The following is a 17,555-nucleotide window of genomic DNA, read 5'->3' as shown; positions in this document are numbered from 1 at the left end:
GGTCAGGGGGCCATGGCAGGACAGAACCTGTTCTTCAGCAAGAGCGACCTCGCCTACGCGGAACTCCGCGACCGGATCCTCTTCGGCACTCTCCCTGCCGGGTCACGGCTCGCCCAGTACGACCTCGCCGAGTCCCTCGACATGAGCATCACGCCCCTGCGCGAGGCCATCCGGCGCCTCAGCAGCGAGGGACTCGTGACCGTCGACACCCACCGCGACGTCCGGGTCTCCGTCATGAGCTCGACCGAGGCCCGCCAGTTGTTCGAGGTCCGCCTGTCCCTGGACCCGACCGCCGCCGAACTCGCCGCCCAGCGACGCACCGACGACGACATCGCCACGATGCGGGCCGCCGTCGACAAGCTCCTCCCCGTCACCCGCCAATGGGGCGAAGAGGCACTCACGGCCCACCGCGCCTTCCACCAGGCGCTGTACCGGGCCTCGCACAACGACGTCCTCATCCGTCTCCTGGACGACCTGTGGGACAAGTCCGACCGCTACCGGCGCCTCGGCCTCGAACTCCCGCCCGGTGACGAACCCCGCACCCGGGACCTGCAGGAACACCACCAACTCGTCTCCCTGATCGTGGACGGCCGCGCCGCCGAAGCCGCCCAGCTGATGCGGGGCCATATCACCCACAGCCTCACCGCCACCGCCATCAGCGCCCTCGAAGACCGCGAGGGCGTTCGCTGACGTGACGCGCGGCGACCGCACGCCGTCGTGATGACGTCGGCGTGCGGTCGCCGAGCAGTTGTACATCGGCACCGTGAACAGACAGGCGCCGGCGCCGAGGAAGGCGGATGCGGCTCGCACCGCACCCGCTCCGGCGTCGGCCTCCACGATCGCAATCCGGGTCGCGGAGGCCGAACGCCACCGCACCGGGGCTTCCCATGCCTGATCGTCGTCCGGTGCGTGTCACGCCGGCGGCCGTCTGCCGGCCGTGAGCAGATGCCCACTCGCCCCCAGCAGCGTCGGCTCCGACTCGATGTGCCGGCACGCTGCCAGCACGGTCTCGCTCCGGGCCGGATCGTCCAGCCAGTCCTCGACGCCGCCCATCAGCCAGGCCACGCCCTCGACGCCGTACTGCCCCTGGACGGCCAGCCGCGCGTCGGTGAACTCCGCGGTCACCTCGTCCGGTTGGGCGAAATGGGCGACCGTGAAGAAGCCCTCGTCATGGTAGGGATGGCGGCCGTCCGCGAGGACCGCGTCGGTGCGTTCGCGGTGCTCCGGGGTGAAGTAGCGCTCCTCGCGCAGCAGGTCGTGCAGTTGCGCGTACCGGTTGATGGTGGCCGCGACCACCAGCCCGCCCGGCCGGACCACCCGGCCCGCCTCGGCCAACGCGCGTACCCGGTCGGCCTGTTCGGGCAGGTGGTACAGGGGGCCGAGCAGGAGCACCACGTCGTACGAGGAGTCGGAGGCGGCCAGCTCACGTGCGTCCCCGAGTTGAGCGGCGACCCCTGGCAGCCGCGAGGCCTGTTCGACGTGGAGCGGTACGGGATCGACGAGTTCGACGGCGTACCCGTCCTGTGCGAGCCATTCCGCGTGTACGCCGCTGCCGCCGCCGACGTCCAGGACGCGCGCGGGTGGGGCGGGCAGCAGTCTGCGCAGGACGTCCTGGGTGCGCCAGAACTCCAGCCGCCCGGCGGGCGCTCCGCCCTCTTTGAGCCTGGCGTCCTCCTTGCCCCGGGCGTAGTAGGCGAGGATCTCCTGGTGCATCCGCGGTGGTGTCTCGGTCATCGCCTCATGGTGCTGATCCACGTCCGGCCCGGGCAACGGGATATCAGGAGCCGCGTGCCGTCACGAGACCCGACTCATAGGCGTACACGACCAGTTGGGCGCGGTCACGGGCACCCAGTTTCGTCATCGCTCGGCTGATGTGCGTCTTGGCCGTGAGAGGGCTGATCACCATGTGCTCGGCGATCTCCTCGTTGGTCAGGCCGCGGGCGGCCAGGGCGGTCACCTCGCGTTCGCGGCGGGTGAGGCACTCCAGGCCGGGGGCGGTGGACCGGTCGGGTGGGCGGGACACGAACTCGCCGATCAGGGTGCGGGTGACCGCGGGGGACAGCAGGGCCTCGCCCCGGGCCACCACCTCGATGGCCTGGAGCAGGTCGGCCGGTTCGGTGTCCTTCAGCAGAAAGCCGCTCGCACCCGCCCGCAGTGCCTCGAAGACGTACTCGTCGAGACCGTAGTTGGTGAGGATCACCACGCGGACCCCCGCCAGCTCCGGATCGGCAGCGATCCGCCGGGTCGCTTCGATGCCCGTCATCACCGGCATCTGTACGTCGATCAGCGCGATGTCGGGCACCTGCGCGCGCACCAGATCCACGCCCCTCTCCCCGTCCGCCGCCTCCCCGACCACCTCGATCCCGTCCTCGGCGTCGAGCAGGGCCCGGAAACCGGCCCGCATCAACGCCTGGTCGTCGACGAGCACCACCCTGATCACCCCGACACCTCCACGCCACCGGGGAAGCCGCCCGTCGCCTCACTCACGCCGCCTCCCCCGAGACCGGTACAGGGCCCATCGGGAAGCCGCCCCCACCGCGGGGCGCCGGTCCCGCGCCCGCCGTGAAAACGCCCCGCGCCCTGGCGAACGATCCCCCGCGCACCGGGAACCAGTCCCCCACCGTCGCAACCCATGCACGTCCCACCATGAACCCGCCCCCCACCCTCGCAGCCAATCCCGCACCCCCGGGATCCGCCCCCGTCCTCAAGCCCCCGCATCCCTCGCACACAGAGAAGTCACCCCACGCCCCGATCACACCGCCTCCCCCGCCCCCAAAGGCAGCTCCGCCCGCACCGAGAACCCGCCCTCCGTGCGGGGGCCGGTGTGCAGCGTGCCACCCAGGGCCGTGACGCGTTCGCGCATGCCCGTGAGGCCGTGGCCGGGCTGCGGCGGTCGGTCCGGATCCGCGGCCCCGTCGTCGTCCACACGGATCGTCACGTCGTCCTTGCCGTACGCGAGTTCCACCCGCACCTTGGCCGGTCCCGCGTGCCGGGCCGCGTTCGTCAGGGACTCCTGGACGATCCGGTACACGGCGCGGTCGAGCGGAGCGGGCAGGGCGCACTCCTCGCCCGTCACGCTCAGTTCGACGGCGAGGCCCGCCGCCCGTGCCCGCTCCACGAGCAGCGCCGGGGTGCCGGTCGGCTCGTCGGTGCGCAGGACCTCCAGGGTGGCGCGCAGCTCGCGCATGGCCTCGCCGCCCGCTTCCTGGATGGCGAGCAGGGCGGGCGGCACCTCCTCGCCCCGCTTGCGGGCCAGATGGACGGCCACGCCCGCCTGGAGCTTGACGATGGAGATGCTGTGGGTGAGGGAGTCGTGCAACTCCCGGGCTATCCGCAGCCGTTCCTCCCCGGCGCGGCGCAAGGCGGCCTCCTCCCGGGTGCGCTCGGCCTCCAGCGCGCGCTGTTCGGTCTGGCGCAGATACGCCTGCCAGTTGCGACCGGCGAGGCCTGTCACCACCGCGCACACGAACCAGCCCGCGAGCAGCCCGGTCTTCTCGACCGCCTCCTGGACCGTCGGGCCCGTGATCGCGTACGCACCGAGGAAGACCCCGCTCGCCGCGGCCGCCCAGCCCCGGTGCCCCAGCTGGGACGCCAGGTGCACGGCGGCGAAGACGGACAGCGCGCCGAGGGATCCCGGGTGGGCGTGCAGGACGTAGGCCGCCCCGCTCAGCGTGGCCACGGCCAGCACCGCCAGCGGCACCGCGCGGTAGAACGCGAGCGCGGCCGCACTCATCACGAGGAGCGCGTAGTCCAGGGCGGTCGTGTCCGCGTCCAGAGCCGCCGCGACCACACACAGTCCGCCGACCACGACCACGAGGGCCAGATCGGCGAGTCGTTGGGAGGTGGCCGAGTCGACCGAGTGCCCGCTCATGCCCACACGCTAGACCGCCGCACCGACGCCGGCGTCAGCCCTGTGGACAACTCCCCCGCTACTCCCGCCGTAGTAGTCGCCGGCCTGGCCCGCGCTCACGGATGCAGCGCCAACTCCCTTCGACGGTACGACGACCAGGGCCGCCGTCGGGGCGCACGCTGCTGTCCATGTCCACACCTTTCCGCTACACCCGGCCCCTGCCGCCCAAGGCCGCCACCGGCCATGTCGCCGAGGTCTACGAGCAGCTGTCCCGCGACTTCGGCATCGACGAACCCGTCACCTTCGTGGTCCTCTCCTCCGCGCCGGACCTCCTCGCCCCCGCCTGGGCGCTGATGCGCGAGTCGCTGATCGCGGGCCCCGGCAGCCGCACCGGCAAGGAGCTGGCGGCGCTCGGCGTCTCGCTGGCCAACCGGTGCCCGTTCTGCGTGGACGCGCACACCATGCTGCTGCACGCCACCGGCGACCACGCACTCGCCGAACGCGTCGCCCGAGGAGAGCGGCCGGAGAACGAGGAGCACGCGCGCGTGCTGGACTGGGGCAGGCACACGCGCGTGCCGGGCGGCCTCGGCGCCGAGCCCTACCCGTTCCCGCGCGAGCACGCTCCGGGCTACCTCGGCACGGCGTTCGCCTTCCACTTCATCAACCGGATCGTGTCCGCCCTGCTCACCGAGAACCTGCTGCCGGGCAACGCCCAGCGCTTCCGGGCCGTCCGCAGCCTCGCGGGCCGCACGCTCGCCCGGACCGTGCGCCGACCCGCCCCGCCCGGCGCGTCCCTCGCGCTGCTCGACCTGCCCGACCCCGGTGAAGCCCCGGCGTGGGCGGACGGCACGCCCGTCGGGCTCGCGTACGCGGCACTGCTCCGGGCGGCCATGGCGGGCGCCCACCTCCTCGGCACCGAGGACCAGGACCTCGTGGAGGAGACCCTGCTGGACTGGGACGGGTCGCATCCACCGCTCGACCTGAGCGGCCTCCCGGACCGGCGGGAGCGTCCCGGCGCGCGTCTGGTGCTGCTGGCCGCGCTCGCGCCGTACCGGATCACCGACGAGGACGTGGCGGCCTGGCGGCGGCCGGAGCACACCGACGAGCTTCTGGTGCACCTTGTGTCCTACGGGGCGTTCCTGGCCGTGGACCGTATCGAATCGGCCCTCTACCGGCCCATCGCCCGGACATAACCGGACACATGACGCATCGACGGCAGGGTGCTGTGACGGCATCGGTACGGAGCGAGTTCACACTTCCACCCCACAGGGAGACGTGTGAAACTGGCGTCCCGTCCGCAGTGCGGACCCGTCCGCACCGTCCGTCCCCCACGAAAAGTGCGCCGTGCGAACTCTTTCCCTGCCGCTCGCCCTCACCGCGCGCATCTCGCCCGTCGTCGTGCTCGCCGCGGCGGGCTGGGCGCTGACGTCAGGCCCGGCCACGACGCCGGCCGCCGAGAAGGAGTCGGCGCCGCAGTCCGCCGCCGGCGAGACCCCCTCGGGCGCGTCCACGGCAGCGGCCTCGAAGCAGTACGCCGCCGCCCCCGCTCCCTGCGGCAGCATCGGTACGGCCACCATCAAGTCGCTCGTGCCGGGTGCCAAGACGGCCGGCAAGGAGATCCCCTCCACGGACACGTCCCTGCGTCGCACCTGCTCCTGGAACGCGCTCAAGGGGTACGACTACCGCTGGCTCGACGTCTCCTTCGAGATCACGGAGTCCGACGCGGCGGCCGCCAAGTCGTACAAGGAGAACACCGCCGAGAAGAGCGGCGGCGGCAGCGTGCCCGGCGTCGGGGACGCCGGCTACTCGGTGGTGAACCTCACCACCGAGGACAAGCAGCAGACCCGTGAGGGCGTGGTCATCATCCAGGCGTCCAACGCGCTGGTGACCGTGACGTACAACGGCAGCGACTTCGAGTCGAAGAAGGCGCCCAGCACGGACGAGATCAACAAGGGTGCCATCAAGGCCGCCAAGGAGGCGGTGGCGGCACTGGAGAGCGGCCAGAAGGCCTGAGCCGACAGGCCGGGACCTAGCCCGACCGCCCTCCACGCGCGCGTGACGCGAACCGTCAGGCCGCGATCCCCTCCTGCTCCCTGCCCTTCGGCAGCATCAGCGCGATGTACAGCAGCAGGGACGCGCTCAGGCCCACCGCCCAGCCGTAGTCGGCCAGTGGCTTGAGGAACGGGATCAGACCGTCGGTCGGGAACGGCCCCGTCTTCTTGCCGTCCGCGCCCACCCCCGAGTACGAGCCGCCGACCGCGAGCAGACCGCCCACCACGAAGGCGACGATCGCCCGCCAGTTCCAGCCGTTGGTGTACCAGTAGCGGCCGCCGGGCGTGTAGAGGTCCACGAGGTGCAGGACCGTACGCCGGACGATCCAGTAGTCGGCGATGAGGATGCCCGCGACCGTGCCGAGCAGACCGCCGACCACGCCGAGCCAGGTGAAGATGTAGAACTCCGGGGTGGAGATCAGCTTCCACGGGAAGATCAGGATGCCCACGACACCCGTGATCAGCGCGCCCGTACGGAAGTTGACGAACTTCGGGGCCAGGTTGGACAGGTCGTACGCCGGCGAGACCACGTTCGCCGCGATGTTCACGGAGATGGTGGCGACCAGCACGATGACGAGCGCGAAGAGCAGACCGAAGGCGTTGTCCGTCTTGGCCGCCAGCGCGACCGGGTCCCAGATGGCCTCGCCGTAGATGGCCTCGGAGCCGGAGGTGACCAGCACGGCGAGGACCGCGAAGAGGGTCATCGTGGTCGGCAGCCCCAGGGCCTGGCCCCAGGTCTGCGCCTTCTGACTGGCACCGAAGCGAGTGAAGTCAGGGATGTTCAGGGACAGAGTCGCCCAGAAGCCGATCATTCCCATCAGGGACGGGAAGAAGACCGGCCAGAAGTCGGGGCCCCAGCCCAGCTTCGACGGCTGGTCGAGCAGCGCGCCGAAGCCGTCCGCCTTGACCGCGATCCAGATCAGCAGGACGAGAGCACCGGCGATCACGAAGGGCGCGGCCCAGTTCTCGAAGTGGCGCAGGAAGTCCATGCCGCGGTAGATGATCGCTATCTGGAGCGCCCAGAACAGCAGAAAACAGAGCCACAGGGGCCAGGGGTTGCCCGCGATCTTGCCCGCGTTCTCCCAGTGGCCGCCGGTGAGCTTGGAGCCCAGCGCGAAGATGCCGCTGCCGCCGATCCAGGTCTGGATGCCGAACCAGCCGCAGGCCACGGCCGCCCGGATCAGGGCCGGGATGTTGGCGCCGCGCAGCCCGAAGGAGGCGCGGGCGAGAACCGGGAAGGGGATGCCGTACTTGGGTCCGGCGTGCCCGGTGGCCAGCATCGGCAGCAGCACGATGATGTTGGCCAGGGCGATGGTGAACACGGCCTGCTTCCAGTCCATGCCGAGCGCGACCAGGCCGGAGGCCAGGGTCCAGCTGGGGATGCAGTGCGCCATGGAGATCCACAGGGCCGCGAAGTTGTACGTCGTCCACTTGCGCTCGGAGACCGGTACGGGACGCAGGTCCTCGTTGGCGAAGGGGCTGTCGGCGGGGAAGGCCTCGGGGGCGAGTTCGACGCGGCCACCGGCGGACGGCGATATCGGCGACCCCGTGGGGACTGTTTCGGTCATGGGCAGGCCAATCGATCAGAGCGGGACGGGATAGGCCGTGCGGGGGCCTTGGGCCCCTCTCCACCCCGGGACGGCGGGAGGAGAGGGGGGAACAAGGTGTGGGGGGTCGGGGATCGCGGGTCAGGCGTTGAGGGCGGGGATGACCTTCGAGCCGTACGCGTCGATGGTCGCTTCCTGGGCGTCGTGCATGTCGTAGACGGCGAACTGGTCGACGCCCAGTTCGCGCAGCGCGTTCAGCTTCTCGATGTGCTTCTCGACCGGTCCGATGACGCAGAAGCGGTCGACGATCTCGTCGGGCACGAACGCGGTGTCCGGGTTGTCGGCCCGCCCGTGGTGCGAGTAGTCGTACCCCTCACGCGCCTTGATGTAGTCCGTCAGCTCGTCGGGGACGGCGGCCGAGTGCTCGCCGTACTTGGAGACCAGGTCGGCGACGTGGTTGCCGACCATGCCGCCGAACCAGCGGCACTGCTCGCGCGCGTGGGCGAGTGCCTCGGGCGAGTCGTCCTCGGTGACGTAGGCGGGGGCGGCCACGCAGATCTTGACCTCTGAGGGATCCCTGCCCGCGGCGACGGCCGCGTCCTTGACCGCCTTCACCATGTACTCGGTCAGGTACAGGTCGGCCAGCTGGAGGATGAACCCGTCGGCCTCCTCGCCGGTCATCTTCAGTGCCTTCGGACCGTACGCCGCCATCCATACGGGGAGTTCGGCGCCCTCCTTGATCCACGGGAACCTGATCACCGTGCCGCCGAGGTCGGCCTCCTGGCCCGAACCGAGCGCCCTGATGACCTTCATGGCCTCGCTGATCCGCGCCAGCGTGTTGGGCGTACGCCCCGCGACGCGCATCGCGGAGTCGCCGCGGCCGATGCCGCACACCGTGCGGTTGCCGAACATGTCGTTGAGGGTGGCGAAGGTGGAGGCGGTGACCTCCCAGGTACGGGTGCCCGGGTTGGTGACCATCGGGCCGACCTTCAACTTCGAGGTGTTCGACAGGATCTGACTGTAAATCACGAACGGCTCCTGCCAGAGCACGGCGGAGTCGAAGGTCCACCCGTAGGTGAAGCCGTTGCGTTCGGCCCGCTTCATCAGGCTGATGACCTTCGAGGCGGGCGGATCCGTCTGCAGGACGAGTCCGAAGTCCATGGGCGCCACTCCTAGTTGAGGTACTGACAGGTGGAGCGGGGGGTGTACGTGCCGTGCCCGGCGTGCCCGGTGTACTCCCGCTCGGTGATGACGAGTTCGCCGCGCGACAGGACCGTCTCGACCCGGCCCTTGAGGCGCTTGCCCTCGTAGGCCGAGTAGTCGACGTTCATGTGGTGGGTCTCGGCGGAGACGATCTGCTCGGCGTGCGGGTCGTAGATGACGACGTCGGCGTCGGCGCCCGGGGCGATGGTCCCCTTCTTCGGGTACATGCCGAACATCCGGGCCGGGGTGGCGCAGGCGATCTCGATCCAGCGGCGGCGCGAGATGTGTCCGTCGACGACACCCTGGTGGAGCAGGTCCATGCGGTTCTCGACGCCGGGGAGGCCGTTGGGGATCTTCGAGAAGTCGCCGCGGCCGAGTTCCTTCTGGCCCACGAAGCAGAAGGGGCAGTGGTCGGTGGAGACGACCTGGAGGTCGTTGGTCCTCAGGCCCTGCCACAGCTTGGCCTGGTGCTCCTTCGGACGAAGGGGCGTGCTGCACACGTACTTCGAGCCATCGAAGTCCGGCTCCGCGAGGTTGTCCGTCGACAGGAACAGATACTGCGGGCAGGTCTCTCCGAAGACGTTGAGCCCCTCGTCACGCGCGCGTGCCAGCTCGGCCACCGCCTCCATGGCCGAGACGTGCACGACGTAGAGGGGCGCGCCGGCGACCTGCGCGAGCTTGATGGCGCGGTGGGTGGCCTCGGCCTCGAGGAGGGCCTTGCGCACCTCGCCGTGATAGCGGGGGTCGGTCTCGCCGCGCGCCAGCGCCTGCTCGACCAGCACGTCGATCGCGATGCCGTTCTCGGCGTGCATCATGATCAGGCCGCCGTTCTCGGCGGAGCGCTGCATGGCGCGCAGGATCTGGCCGTCGTCGGAGTAGAAGACGCCGGGGTAGGCCATGAACTGCTTGAAGGAGGTGACCCCCTCCTCCACCAGCAGGTCCATCTCCTTGAGCGTCTCCTGGTTCACATCGGAGACGATCATGTGGAAGCCGTAGTCGATGGCACAGTTGCCCTCGGCCTTGGCGTGCCAGGCGTCCAGGCCCTCGCGCAGGGTGTGGCCGACGCTCTGCACCGCGAAGTCGACGATCGTGGTGGTACCGCCCCAGGCGGCGGCCCGGGTGCCGGTCTCGAAGGTGTCGGAGGCGAAGGTGCCGCCGAACGGCAGCTCCATGTGGGTGTGGGCGTCGACGCCGCCCGGGATGACGTACTTCCCGGTGGCGTCGATCGTGCGGTCCGCGGTCCAGCTCTGGGTACCGGGCACGGCGAGGGCGGCGATGCGGCCGTCCTCGATCAGCACGTCGGCGTGGATCTCGTCGGACGCGGTGATGACGAGGCCACCGCGGATGACGGTACGGCTGCTCATGTTCCCTCTCCTGCCAAGGTGGTCGGTTCGGTCAGGGTGCGGTCAGCGGGGGGTACGCGTCCGGACGGCGGTCGCGGTAGAACTGCCAGCGGTCGCGGACCTCGCGAAGCTTGGCCATGTCCAGGTCGCGGACGACGAGTTCGGTCTCCTTGTCGCTCGCCACCTCGCCGACGAATTGCGCCTCCGGGTCGACGAAGTACGTCGTCCCGTAGAAGTCGTTGTCGCCCAGCTCCTCGACGCCCACCCGGTTGATGGCGCCGATGAAGTACTCGTTGGCGACGGCCGCGGCCGGCTGCTCCAGCTGCCACAGGTAGGCGGACAGTCCGCGCGAGGTGGCCGACGGGTTGAAGACGATCTCGGCACCGGCCAGGCCCAACGCCCGCCAGCCCTCCGGGAAGTGACGGTCGTAGCAGATGTACACACCGATCCTCCCGACCTTGGTGTCGAAGACCGGCCAGCCGAGGTTGCCGGGTCGGAAGTAGAACTTCTCCCAGAATCCCGGCACTTGGGGGATGTGGTGCTTGCGGTACTTGCCGAGGTACGAGCCGTCCGCGTCGATCACCGCGGCGGTGTTGTAGAGGACGCCGGGCTGCTCCTCCTCGTACATCGGCAGGATGAGGACGATGCCCAGTTCCTTGGCCAGCGCCTGGAACCGCTTGACGATCGGGCCGTCGGGGATCTGCTCGGCGTACTCGTAGAACGCCTTGTCCTGGACCTGGCAGAAGTACGGCCCGTAGAACAGCTCCTGGAAGCACAGGACCTGAGCACCCTGCGCGGCCGCGTCCCGGGCCGCCTGCTCGTGTACCTGGATCATCGACTCCTTGTCGCCCGTCCACGCGGTCTGGAAGAGGGCGGCACGAATCACTCTGCTCATCGGGACCTCCGGTCACTCGGTGTGCGAGAAGACTAGGAAGTCCGGAAACTGGCATTGAGTTGCACGGTGTCACGTCTGCGGGCCTTGGGCGTGCCACGGTGTCACCCTCTCGCGAGCCCATGTTTCACCGCCGTTTTCCCAGGTCGTGGCATGTTTCAGCCCTGTTGCGCGTCGTGCGCCAGGAGCGCGATGTGCACCGAGGCCGCCTGTTCGAAGTCGTCGAGGTCGACGCCGAGCCGGCCCTGTATCGCTTCCAGCCGCCGGTAGAGCGCGGGGCGGGAGACGTGGTGGAGCTGGGCGGTGCGGGACTTGTTGCGGCCGGTGGCGAGATAGGTGCGCAGCACCGCCAGCAGATCGTCTCCCGCGGCGCACAGCAGTCCGTCCAGCTCGCGCTCGGCGAAGGACTGCACGTGCGGGTCGTCGCGCAACAGCCGTATCAGACCGCGCAGATGGACGTCCTTGAGGCGGACGACGGCCGGGAGATCGAGGACCCCCGAGGCGACGGCGTCCGCGACATGCCGGGCCTCACGCATACCGGCGGGAACGTCGTCCCAGGCGGTCCTCGGATCCGCTGCCGCCACGACCGTCCCCGACAGCCGGGCCGCGAAGTTCGCCGTGAGCACCGTGGCGTCCTGGTCCCGGGCCAGGCTCAGCAGTACGGCGGTGGCCCCGTCGGCGAGCTCGGCGACGATGCCGGGCAGGCCCAACAGCCGTAGCACCCGGTCGAGTTCGGCCGGATCGCCGTCCCGCACCACGAGCGGCACGAAGGTGCGCCGGTTGACGGGCAGTCCGGCCGCCCGTGCGCGGGGCAGCAGCTGCCTCGCCGGTACGACCCCGCTGACCAGGTCGGTCAGCAGGCTCTGCGCGGACTGCTCCTCCCAGGTGTGGGCGGAGGTGCCGCCGAGCATGCGGTGCAGGACGAGGGCCTCGGCGGCGCGGTCGGCGAGCAGCCGTCCGGTGGCGGTGTCGCCCCGGTAGCCGCACAGCATGATCTGACCCCAGCGCTCCCCGCGCCCGCCCAGTTCGGCGCGGATCCAGCCGTCGCCCTCGCTGCCGCCGGCCTGACGGGCGATGCGCTCCCAGTCGCGCAGTACGTCGTCCACCGCGGACCGCTCTCCCGCGGTGGCGAGGACGCGGTGGGCGAGGTTGGTGACGACGACGGGACAGCCGCTGTGGTGGGCGATCTCGTCCAGCATCCGCTGGAGCGGGGCGCCCGCGGTGATGAGTCCGGTGAGGGCGGTGCGCACGGCCTCGGACATGCTGACGGCGGCGAACTTCCGCCGTACCAGCCGGGCTTGGACCTCCTCCGTCAACTCCGCGAAGGGGAAGGGCCGGTGGAGGACGACCATGGGCAGCCCGCACCGCTCGGCGGCCCGGCGCATCACGTCCGGCGGGGACGGGAAGGCGCGGCCGAGTCCGAGGACCACGGCCGCGGCCTCCGCGCGGTGCAGGGACCGGATGTACTCGGCCTGCTTGTCGTCGTCACCGGCGAGCAGCACGCCGGTGGTGAGGACCATCTCGCCACCGCTGAGCATCACGCCGACGTCGGCGGCCTCGGCCACGTGCACCCAGCGCACGGCCCGGTCGAGCTGACCGGCACCGGCCACCACCTCGGGCTCCCCGGCGAGGACCCGTTCCAGCATGAGGACCTGCCGGACCGACAGCGTCGGTTCCAAAGGTTCCAGGGGCCCCAGGCGCTCCAAGGTGGTGCTCATGACGGTGTTCCCTTGCTGTGGACCTACTGGATGGTGCTCCTCAGAGCGTGTTCGAGGATCGCGGCGCCCTCTTCGGCCTCCGCGACGGTCAGGGACAGGGGCGGGGCGATCCTGAGGGCGCTGGTGTTGTGCCCGCCGCCCTTGCCGAGGAGCAGCCCCTCGGCGCGGGCCGCCTCGAGCACGGCGGACGCGGCCTGCGGGTCGGCCTCGTCGGTGCCGGGCTTCACCAGCTCGACGCCGAGCATCAGACCGCGCCCACGCACCTCCCGTACGCCCGGGACCTGCGCCGCGACGGCCCGCAGCCGCTCGATCAGCAGTCCGCCGACGCGCCGGGCGTTGCCCTGCAGGTCGTGTTCCAGGAGATACGTCAGGTTCGCGAGGCCGGCCGCCATGGTGATCTGGGTGCCGCCGAAGGTCGAGATGCTGTTGGAGTCCAGGCAGTTCATGATCTCGGCGCGGGCGACGACTCCGCCGATGGACATGCCGTTGCCGATGCCCTTGGCGAAGGTGAGGATGTCCGGCGGGCCCGACCGGTCGTGCGCCTGCCAGCCCCAGAAGTGGTCGCCGGTACGGCCCCAGCCGGTCTGCACCTCGTCGGCGATCCACAGGATGCCGTGCTCGTCGAGCACCTCGCGGAAGGCGGCGTAGAGGCCGTCGGGCGGGGAGGTGAAGCCGCCGACACCCTGGATCGGCTCGGCGATCAGGGCGGCGGGCGGGCGGGTGTGACCGAGCAGGTCCTTGAGGTCGTCGACGCAGGCCGCGATGAAGTCGTCGTCACCGAGGGAGGCGTACGGGCCGCGGGTGCGCACGCCGCCGTGGACGTACAGCGTCTGCAGCGGGGACAGCGAGGTGGGTGACCAGCCGCGGTTGCCGGTGATGCCGACCGCGCTGAAGGAGCGGCCGTGGTAGCTGTTGCGCATCGCCAGGATGGTGTTGCTGCGGCGGTAGGTCGTGGCGAGCAGCAGCGCGGTGTCGTTGGCCTCGGTGCCGGAGGTGGTGAAGAAGACCCGGGCGTCCGGGATGCCGGACAACTGGGCGATGCGCTCGGCGAGTTCGACCATCGGCCGGTTCAGGTACAGGGTCGACGAGTGGACGATCCGTCCGGCCTGTTCGCTCACCGCCTTGGTGATCTCGGGCAGGGCGTGCGCGGTCATCGTGGTCAGGATGCCGCCGAAGAAGTCGAGGTACTTGTTGCCCTCGGCGTCCCACACGTGGCGGCCCTCGCCGTGTGTGATCTCCAGCGGGTCCTCGTAGTAGAGGGCGAGCCAGTCGGGCAGGACGGCACGGTGGCGTCCCAGCAGGTCCTCGGTCACGGCTGCACCAGCCCTTCGTAGGCGTCGGGGCGGCGGTCGCGGTAGAACGCCCACTGCTGCCGCACTTCCTCGACGAGGTCGAAGTCCAGGTCGCGGACGACCAGTTCCTCCTCCTTGTCGCTCGCCGTGTCCCCGACGAACTGACCGCGCGGGTCGACGAAGTACGACGTCCCGTAGAAGTCGTTGTCGCCGTACTCCTCGACGCCGACCCGGTTGATCGCGGCGACGAAGTACTCGTTGGCGACGGCGGCCGCGGGCTGCTCCAGGCGCCACAGGTGGGAGGAGAGTCCCCGGTGCGTGGCGGACGGGTTGTAGACGAGCTGGGCGCCGTTGAGCCCCAGCTGCCGCCAGCCCTCCGGGAAGTGGCGGTCGTAGCAGATGTAGACGCCGACCTTGCCCACGGCAGTGTCGAAGACCGGCCAGCCGAGGTTGCCGGGCTTGAAGTAGTACTTCTCCCAGAAGCCCTTGACCTGCGGGATGTGGTGCTTGCGGTACTTGCCGAGGACGCTGCCGTCGGCGTCGATCACGACCGCGGTGTTGTAGTAGAAGCCGGACTGCTCGACCTCGAACACCGGCACGACGATCACCATGCCGGTCTCGCGGGCGAGTGCCTGCATACGACTGGTGGTGGGGCCGTCGGGCACCGGCTCGGCCCAGCGGTAGTGCTCCGGTTCCTGGACCTGGCAGAAGTAGGGGGCGTTGAACACTTCCTGGAACCCGATGATCTTCGCGCCCTGTCGGGCCGCCTCGCGGGCGTGCTCCTCGTGTTTCGCCACCATGGACTCGGTGTCGCCGGTCCAGGTGGCCTGGACCAGAGCGGCACGTACGACGTTGGCCATGAGCTGCTCCTTCGGCGGGACGTCAGAGCCTCTACGCCCGTAGATGTAGCCGTAGAGGGACGAACGTAAGCCTCCTGGAGAGGCTTGCCAAGACCATCGTCGTTAACCCGCGAAGTCGATCACGTTTCACACTCCAGTGGAGGAGCGACGTGGCCGGTCAGCAGGTTGTGGGGGACCTGTCAGGCGGAGAATCCGGCGACCCGCAGGGCGTGGACCAGGTCCCAGTGCCGCTCGTCCGAGACGCCTCGCGCGGCGGCCAGGAGGAGCGGTACGAGGGTCTGTGGGCCGGGCTCGGCGCTGCGGGCGGCCTCCTCGGGGGTGCGGACGCGGACGTAGGCGTCGAGGAGCGCGGAGACCTCACGACGGCGGCCGTCGGCGACCAGTGCGAGCACGGCGGTGCCGATCTCGCCCGCGGGCCGTGCGACGCCCTGCCGGAGCACCTGTTCCCCGTCCGCGCCGCGCCCGGCCGCGACCAGCGCGTCGGCTGCCGCCACCAGCCGGTCGGCGGGCAGCGAGGCGGCCTCCCACATGAGAGTCGCCCAGTCGGCGCGGAGCCCGGCGTGCTGAAGCTCCGCGGCGAGCAGCGGAAAGCGGTCGGCGGGCCAGTGGGCGACCTCGGCGAGCAGCGCGTGCGCCTCACCGGTCCGGCCCTCCGCGCGCAGCCGCGTCAGCGTCGCGATGGTGTCGGCGGTTTCCCTCCGAGCGGCTACGTCCGCCGCCTCGCCCCGCTGTGCCGACCGCTCCTCCGCCGCCTCCGCGGCCCCGGCGAAACGGGCCCCGCGCGGGGTGCGCCCCTTGGTCACGGGCCCGGTGGGCAGATCGGGCACGGCAGCCGGGGGTACGACGACGGGGGCGCCGCCCTCCTCGGCCATACCGGCGAAACGGGCACTGCCACGGCGGCGCTTGCGCTTGTTCGTCGTGGGTGCGGGGGCCTCCGGCGGTTGGGCGGCGGGGGTCGGCTGTTGCGGGACCTCGGCGTCGGGCTGGGGCGTGCGGTCGGGACGGGCGACCGCGGGCGAACCCTGCTGATACGGGGCGTACGTCGTGCGGGACGCGTCGGCCTCGCTGTGCCGGTGCGGGCCGGGGCGGGTTGCGTCGCCGGGGGCGGCGGACTGCGGGCGGTATCCCGGACGGGCGGCTTCGGCGGTGTCCGACCACTGCGGGGTGTGCCCCGTACGAGCCGCCTCGGCGGAATCCGACCACTGCGGAGTATCCGTCGGACGGGCGGCCTCGGCCGAGTCGGACCACTGCGGGGTACGTCCCGCACGAGCCGCATCGGCGGAATCCGACCACCGCGGGGTATCCGTCGGACGGGCCGCCTCGGCCGAACCCGACCACCGCGGGGTATCCGTCGGACGGGCCGCCTCGGCCGAGTCCGACCACTCCGGGGTACGCCCCGCACGGGCCGCCTCGGCGGACCCCGACCACTGCGGGGCGCGTCCCGGACCGTCCGCAGCAGTGGGAGTCGACCATTGCGGGGCGTGCCCTGCGCCGTCCACGCCGGCGGGAGCCGACCCCTCTGAAGCGTGCCCCGAGCGAGCGGCCTCGGCAGCACCCGCCCAGCGTGGGGCGCGTCCCGGACCGTCCATCCCGGCAGGAACCGACCCCTGCGGGCCGTGCCCCGAGCGAGGGGCTTCGGCCGCATCCGCCCATAGCCGCGCGTTCCCTGCGCCGTCTACCTCGGCAGGAGCCGACCCCTGCACGGCATGGCCCGGGCGAGCCTCTTCGGCAGCGCCCGACCGCCACGGGTCGTGCCCCGAGCCGTCCATCCCGGCAGGAGCCGACCCCTGCTTAGCGTGCCCGGAGCGGGCCGCTTCGGCGGGGCCCGGCCACTGCTCGGCGGGTCCGCCGTGGGTCGCTTCGGTGCCTGCGGTCGACGTGGTGTCGCGCTGCTGGGGCATGTTCGGGAACTCGGGGCCTCGGCCACCGGCTCCGCGGGCGCCCGACTCGTGGCGGTCGAATCCAGCAGCCTCACCGCCATAGCCGCCCAGCCCCCGCCCAGCACCCCCGGCACCACCCACTCCGTCCCCGCCGACCCCAGCAGCCCCACCGCCATAGCCGTCGGCCAGCCTGCCGCCCCCGGTACCGCCGGACACATGGCCGCCAGCCCCGGTCGCGTCGCCCCCGTCCCCGTACGCCCCCCGGAACGCTCCACCGTCCGCGACCTGCCCCCGTCGTATCGCCCGGACCCGGCCGCCCATCGACCGGCCGTCCAACTCGGCCATCCGGGACTGGAGTTCGGCGCAGCGGCGGACGGCGCGCTCGTGGTCGTCGCGGGCCCAGGCGAGGTCCAGACGGATGGCGTCGGCCTCCTCCTGGGTTCTGGCGGTGGCGAGCAGGCGGCCCAACTCGGCCTGCCGTTCCGCGGCGTAGCGCTGTTCGCGGAGCATGACGTCGAAGCGGTCGCCGAGGGCGTCCCGGCCACCGGGGCGGGCGTCGTGGGCTGTCTGGGCGGCGGCGTGCAAGGGGCGGGCCCGCTCCGCCTCCACGTGGGCCAACTCGGGGCCGTACTCAGCGGCAAGGTCCTGGAGGAGGGACTCGACCACGTCCCAGGGCGGCACTTCGCGGCCGTCGAGGCAGGCTTGCATACCGTCCGGGTCGCGCTGCCAGAACACCGCGCACCAGCCGCCGCCCTGATCCAGGCGCGCGAGCAGGCCGTCCAGGTAGGCCACGAACTCCCGCAGCCGCCCCGGGAGCTGATCCACTGCCATCGCTCAACTCCCGTTAGACCGGAGCACTCCGGTCCGTAAGGCAACACCAGCAGTGTTACGAACGGGCTACAACCAGTTTGCAAAGGAG

At 71.2% G+C, this 17,555-nt stretch carries 14 protein-coding genes; 3 read left to right on the top strand and 11 right to left on the bottom strand.

Annotated features, from left to right (window positions below):
• Window positions 1-12 precede the first annotated feature (12 nt).
• Window positions 13-690: a GntR family transcriptional regulator gene (locus ACIBJB_RS24610; protein ID WP_398933258.1), complete on the top strand. Its 678-nt coding sequence runs from the start codon at window positions 13-15 to the stop codon at window positions 688-690.
• A 222-nt stretch (window positions 691-912) separates the two neighbouring features.
• On the opposite strand, the gene ACIBJB_RS24605 is transcribed toward ACIBJB_RS24610, so the two are convergent.
• The 3 genes from ACIBJB_RS24605 to ACIBJB_RS24595 all read right to left on the bottom strand — a co-directional run bounded on the left by ACIBJB_RS24605 (window position 913) and on the right by ACIBJB_RS24595 (window position 3,871).
• Entirely contained in the window at window positions 913-1,734 is an 822-nt protein-coding gene (locus ACIBJB_RS24605; protein ID WP_398933257.1) for a class I SAM-dependent methyltransferase, read from the bottom strand.
• 43 nt (window positions 1,735-1,777) lie between these two features.
• A complete protein-coding gene (locus ACIBJB_RS24600; protein ID WP_398933256.1) occupies window positions 1,778-2,440 on the bottom strand; it encodes a response regulator in 663 nt (220 codons plus the stop codon).
• Window positions 2,441-2,752: 312 nt separating this feature from the next.
• Complete coding sequence (locus ACIBJB_RS24595) at window positions 2,753-3,871, bottom strand: sensor histidine kinase (protein ID WP_398933255.1); 1,119 nt, start codon at window positions 3,869-3,871, stop codon at window positions 2,753-2,755.
• A gap of 167 nt (window positions 3,872-4,038) precedes the next feature.
• Between ACIBJB_RS24595 and ACIBJB_RS24590 the strand changes: the two genes are divergently transcribed.
• Complete coding sequence (locus tag ACIBJB_RS24590; RefSeq protein ID WP_398933254.1) at window positions 4,039-5,043, top strand: carboxymuconolactone decarboxylase family protein; 1,005 nt, start codon at window positions 4,039-4,041, stop codon at window positions 5,041-5,043.
• A 151-nt stretch (window positions 5,044-5,194) separates the two neighbouring features.
• Window positions 5,195-5,863, top strand: a complete 669-nt coding sequence (locus ACIBJB_RS24585) for a hypothetical protein (protein WP_398933253.1) — start codon at window positions 5,195-5,197, stop codon at window positions 5,861-5,863.
• Window positions 5,864-5,918: 55 nt separating this feature from the next.
• Here ACIBJB_RS24585 and ACIBJB_RS24580 read toward each other — a convergent pair whose 3' ends face one another.
• The 8 genes from ACIBJB_RS24580 to ACIBJB_RS24545 form a co-directional block, all read right to left on the bottom strand.
• Window positions 5,919-7,469, bottom strand: a complete 1,551-nt coding sequence (locus ACIBJB_RS24580) for an NCS1 family nucleobase:cation symporter-1 (RefSeq protein ID WP_398933252.1) — start codon at window positions 7,467-7,469, stop codon at window positions 5,919-5,921.
• Window positions 7,470-7,589: 120 nt separating this feature from the next.
• A complete protein-coding gene (locus ACIBJB_RS24575) occupies window positions 7,590-8,609 on the bottom strand; it encodes a TIGR03842 family LLM class F420-dependent oxidoreductase (RefSeq protein WP_398933251.1) in 1,020 nt (339 codons plus the stop codon).
• An 11-nt stretch (window positions 8,610-8,620) separates the two neighbouring features.
• Window positions 8,621-10,015, bottom strand: a complete 1,395-nt coding sequence (hydA, locus tag ACIBJB_RS24570; RefSeq protein WP_398933250.1) for a dihydropyrimidinase — start codon at window positions 10,013-10,015, stop codon at window positions 8,621-8,623.
• Window positions 10,016-10,046: 31 nt separating this feature from the next.
• The gene (locus tag ACIBJB_RS24565; RefSeq protein ID WP_280861628.1) at window positions 10,047-10,889 is read right to left on the bottom strand and encodes a nitrilase-related carbon-nitrogen hydrolase; all 843 of its coding nucleotides are present in this window, start codon (window positions 10,887-10,889) and stop codon (window positions 10,047-10,049) included.
• 155 nt (window positions 10,890-11,044) lie between these two features.
• The gene (locus ACIBJB_RS24560) at window positions 11,045-12,604 is read right to left on the bottom strand and encodes a PucR family transcriptional regulator (protein ID WP_398933249.1); all 1,560 of its coding nucleotides are present in this window, start codon (window positions 12,602-12,604) and stop codon (window positions 11,045-11,047) included.
• 23 nt (window positions 12,605-12,627) lie between these two features.
• Window positions 12,628-13,917: an aspartate aminotransferase family protein gene (locus ACIBJB_RS24555; RefSeq protein ID WP_398933248.1), complete on the bottom strand. Its 1,290-nt coding sequence runs from the start codon at window positions 13,915-13,917 to the stop codon at window positions 12,628-12,630.
• Window positions 13,914-14,756, bottom strand: coding sequence for a nitrilase-related carbon-nitrogen hydrolase (locus ACIBJB_RS24550; protein ID WP_398933247.1), 843 nt, complete (start codon window positions 14,754-14,756; stop codon window positions 13,914-13,916). Before ACIBJB_RS24550 ends, ACIBJB_RS24555 begins: the two co-directional genes overlap by 4 nt.
• A gap of 179 nt (window positions 14,757-14,935) precedes the next feature.
• Window positions 14,936-17,467, bottom strand: coding sequence for a hypothetical protein (locus tag ACIBJB_RS24545; RefSeq protein WP_398933246.1), 2,532 nt, complete (start codon window positions 17,465-17,467; stop codon window positions 14,936-14,938).
• Window positions 17,468-17,555 lie beyond the last annotated feature (88 nt).

It is taken from the genome of Streptomyces sp. NPDC050759 (assembly GCF_044456945.1).
Classification (GTDB): domain Bacteria; phylum Actinomycetota; class Actinomycetes; order Streptomycetales; family Streptomycetaceae; genus Streptomyces.
The sequence above is the reverse complement of the archived record's forward strand: the minus strand, read 5'-3'. Positions and strand labels throughout refer to the sequence as shown.

Excerpts from the sequence above, each read along its gene's own strand:
- ACIBJB_RS24580 (WP_398933252.1), bottom strand. The coding sequence starts at position 7,469 with ATGACCGAAACAGTCCCCACGGGGTCGCCGATATCGCCGTCCGCCGGT.
- ACIBJB_RS24610 (WP_398933258.1), top strand. The coding sequence starts at position 13 with ATGGCAGGACAGAACCTGTTCTTCAGCAAGAGCGACCTCGCCTACGCG.
- ACIBJB_RS24550 (WP_398933247.1), bottom strand. The coding sequence starts at position 14,756 with ATGGCCAACGTCGTACGTGCCGCTCTGGTCCAGGCCACCTGGACCGGC.
- ACIBJB_RS24545 (WP_398933246.1), bottom strand. The coding sequence starts at position 17,467 with ATGGCAGTGGATCAGCTCCCGGGGCGGCTGCGGGAGTTCGTGGCCTAC.
- ACIBJB_RS24605 (WP_398933257.1), bottom strand. The coding sequence starts at position 1,734 with ATGACCGAGACACCACCGCGGATGCACCAGGAGATCCTCGCCTACTAC.
- ACIBJB_RS24565 (WP_280861628.1), bottom strand. The coding sequence starts at position 10,889 with ATGAGCAGAGTGATTCGTGCCGCCCTCTTCCAGACCGCGTGGACGGGC.
- ACIBJB_RS24560 (WP_398933249.1), bottom strand. The coding sequence starts at position 12,604 with ATGAGCACCACCTTGGAGCGCCTGGGGCCCCTGGAACCTTTGGAACCG.
- ACIBJB_RS24595 (WP_398933255.1), bottom strand. The coding sequence starts at position 3,871 with ATGAGCGGGCACTCGGTCGACTCGGCCACCTCCCAACGACTCGCCGAT.
- ACIBJB_RS24575 (WP_398933251.1), bottom strand. The coding sequence starts at position 8,609 with ATGGACTTCGGACTCGTCCTGCAGACGGATCCGCCCGCCTCGAAGGTC.
- ACIBJB_RS24590 (WP_398933254.1), top strand. The coding sequence starts at position 4,039 with ATGTCCACACCTTTCCGCTACACCCGGCCCCTGCCGCCCAAGGCCGCC.
- hydA (WP_398933250.1), bottom strand. The coding sequence starts at position 10,015 with ATGAGCAGCCGTACCGTCATCCGCGGTGGCCTCGTCATCACCGCGTCC.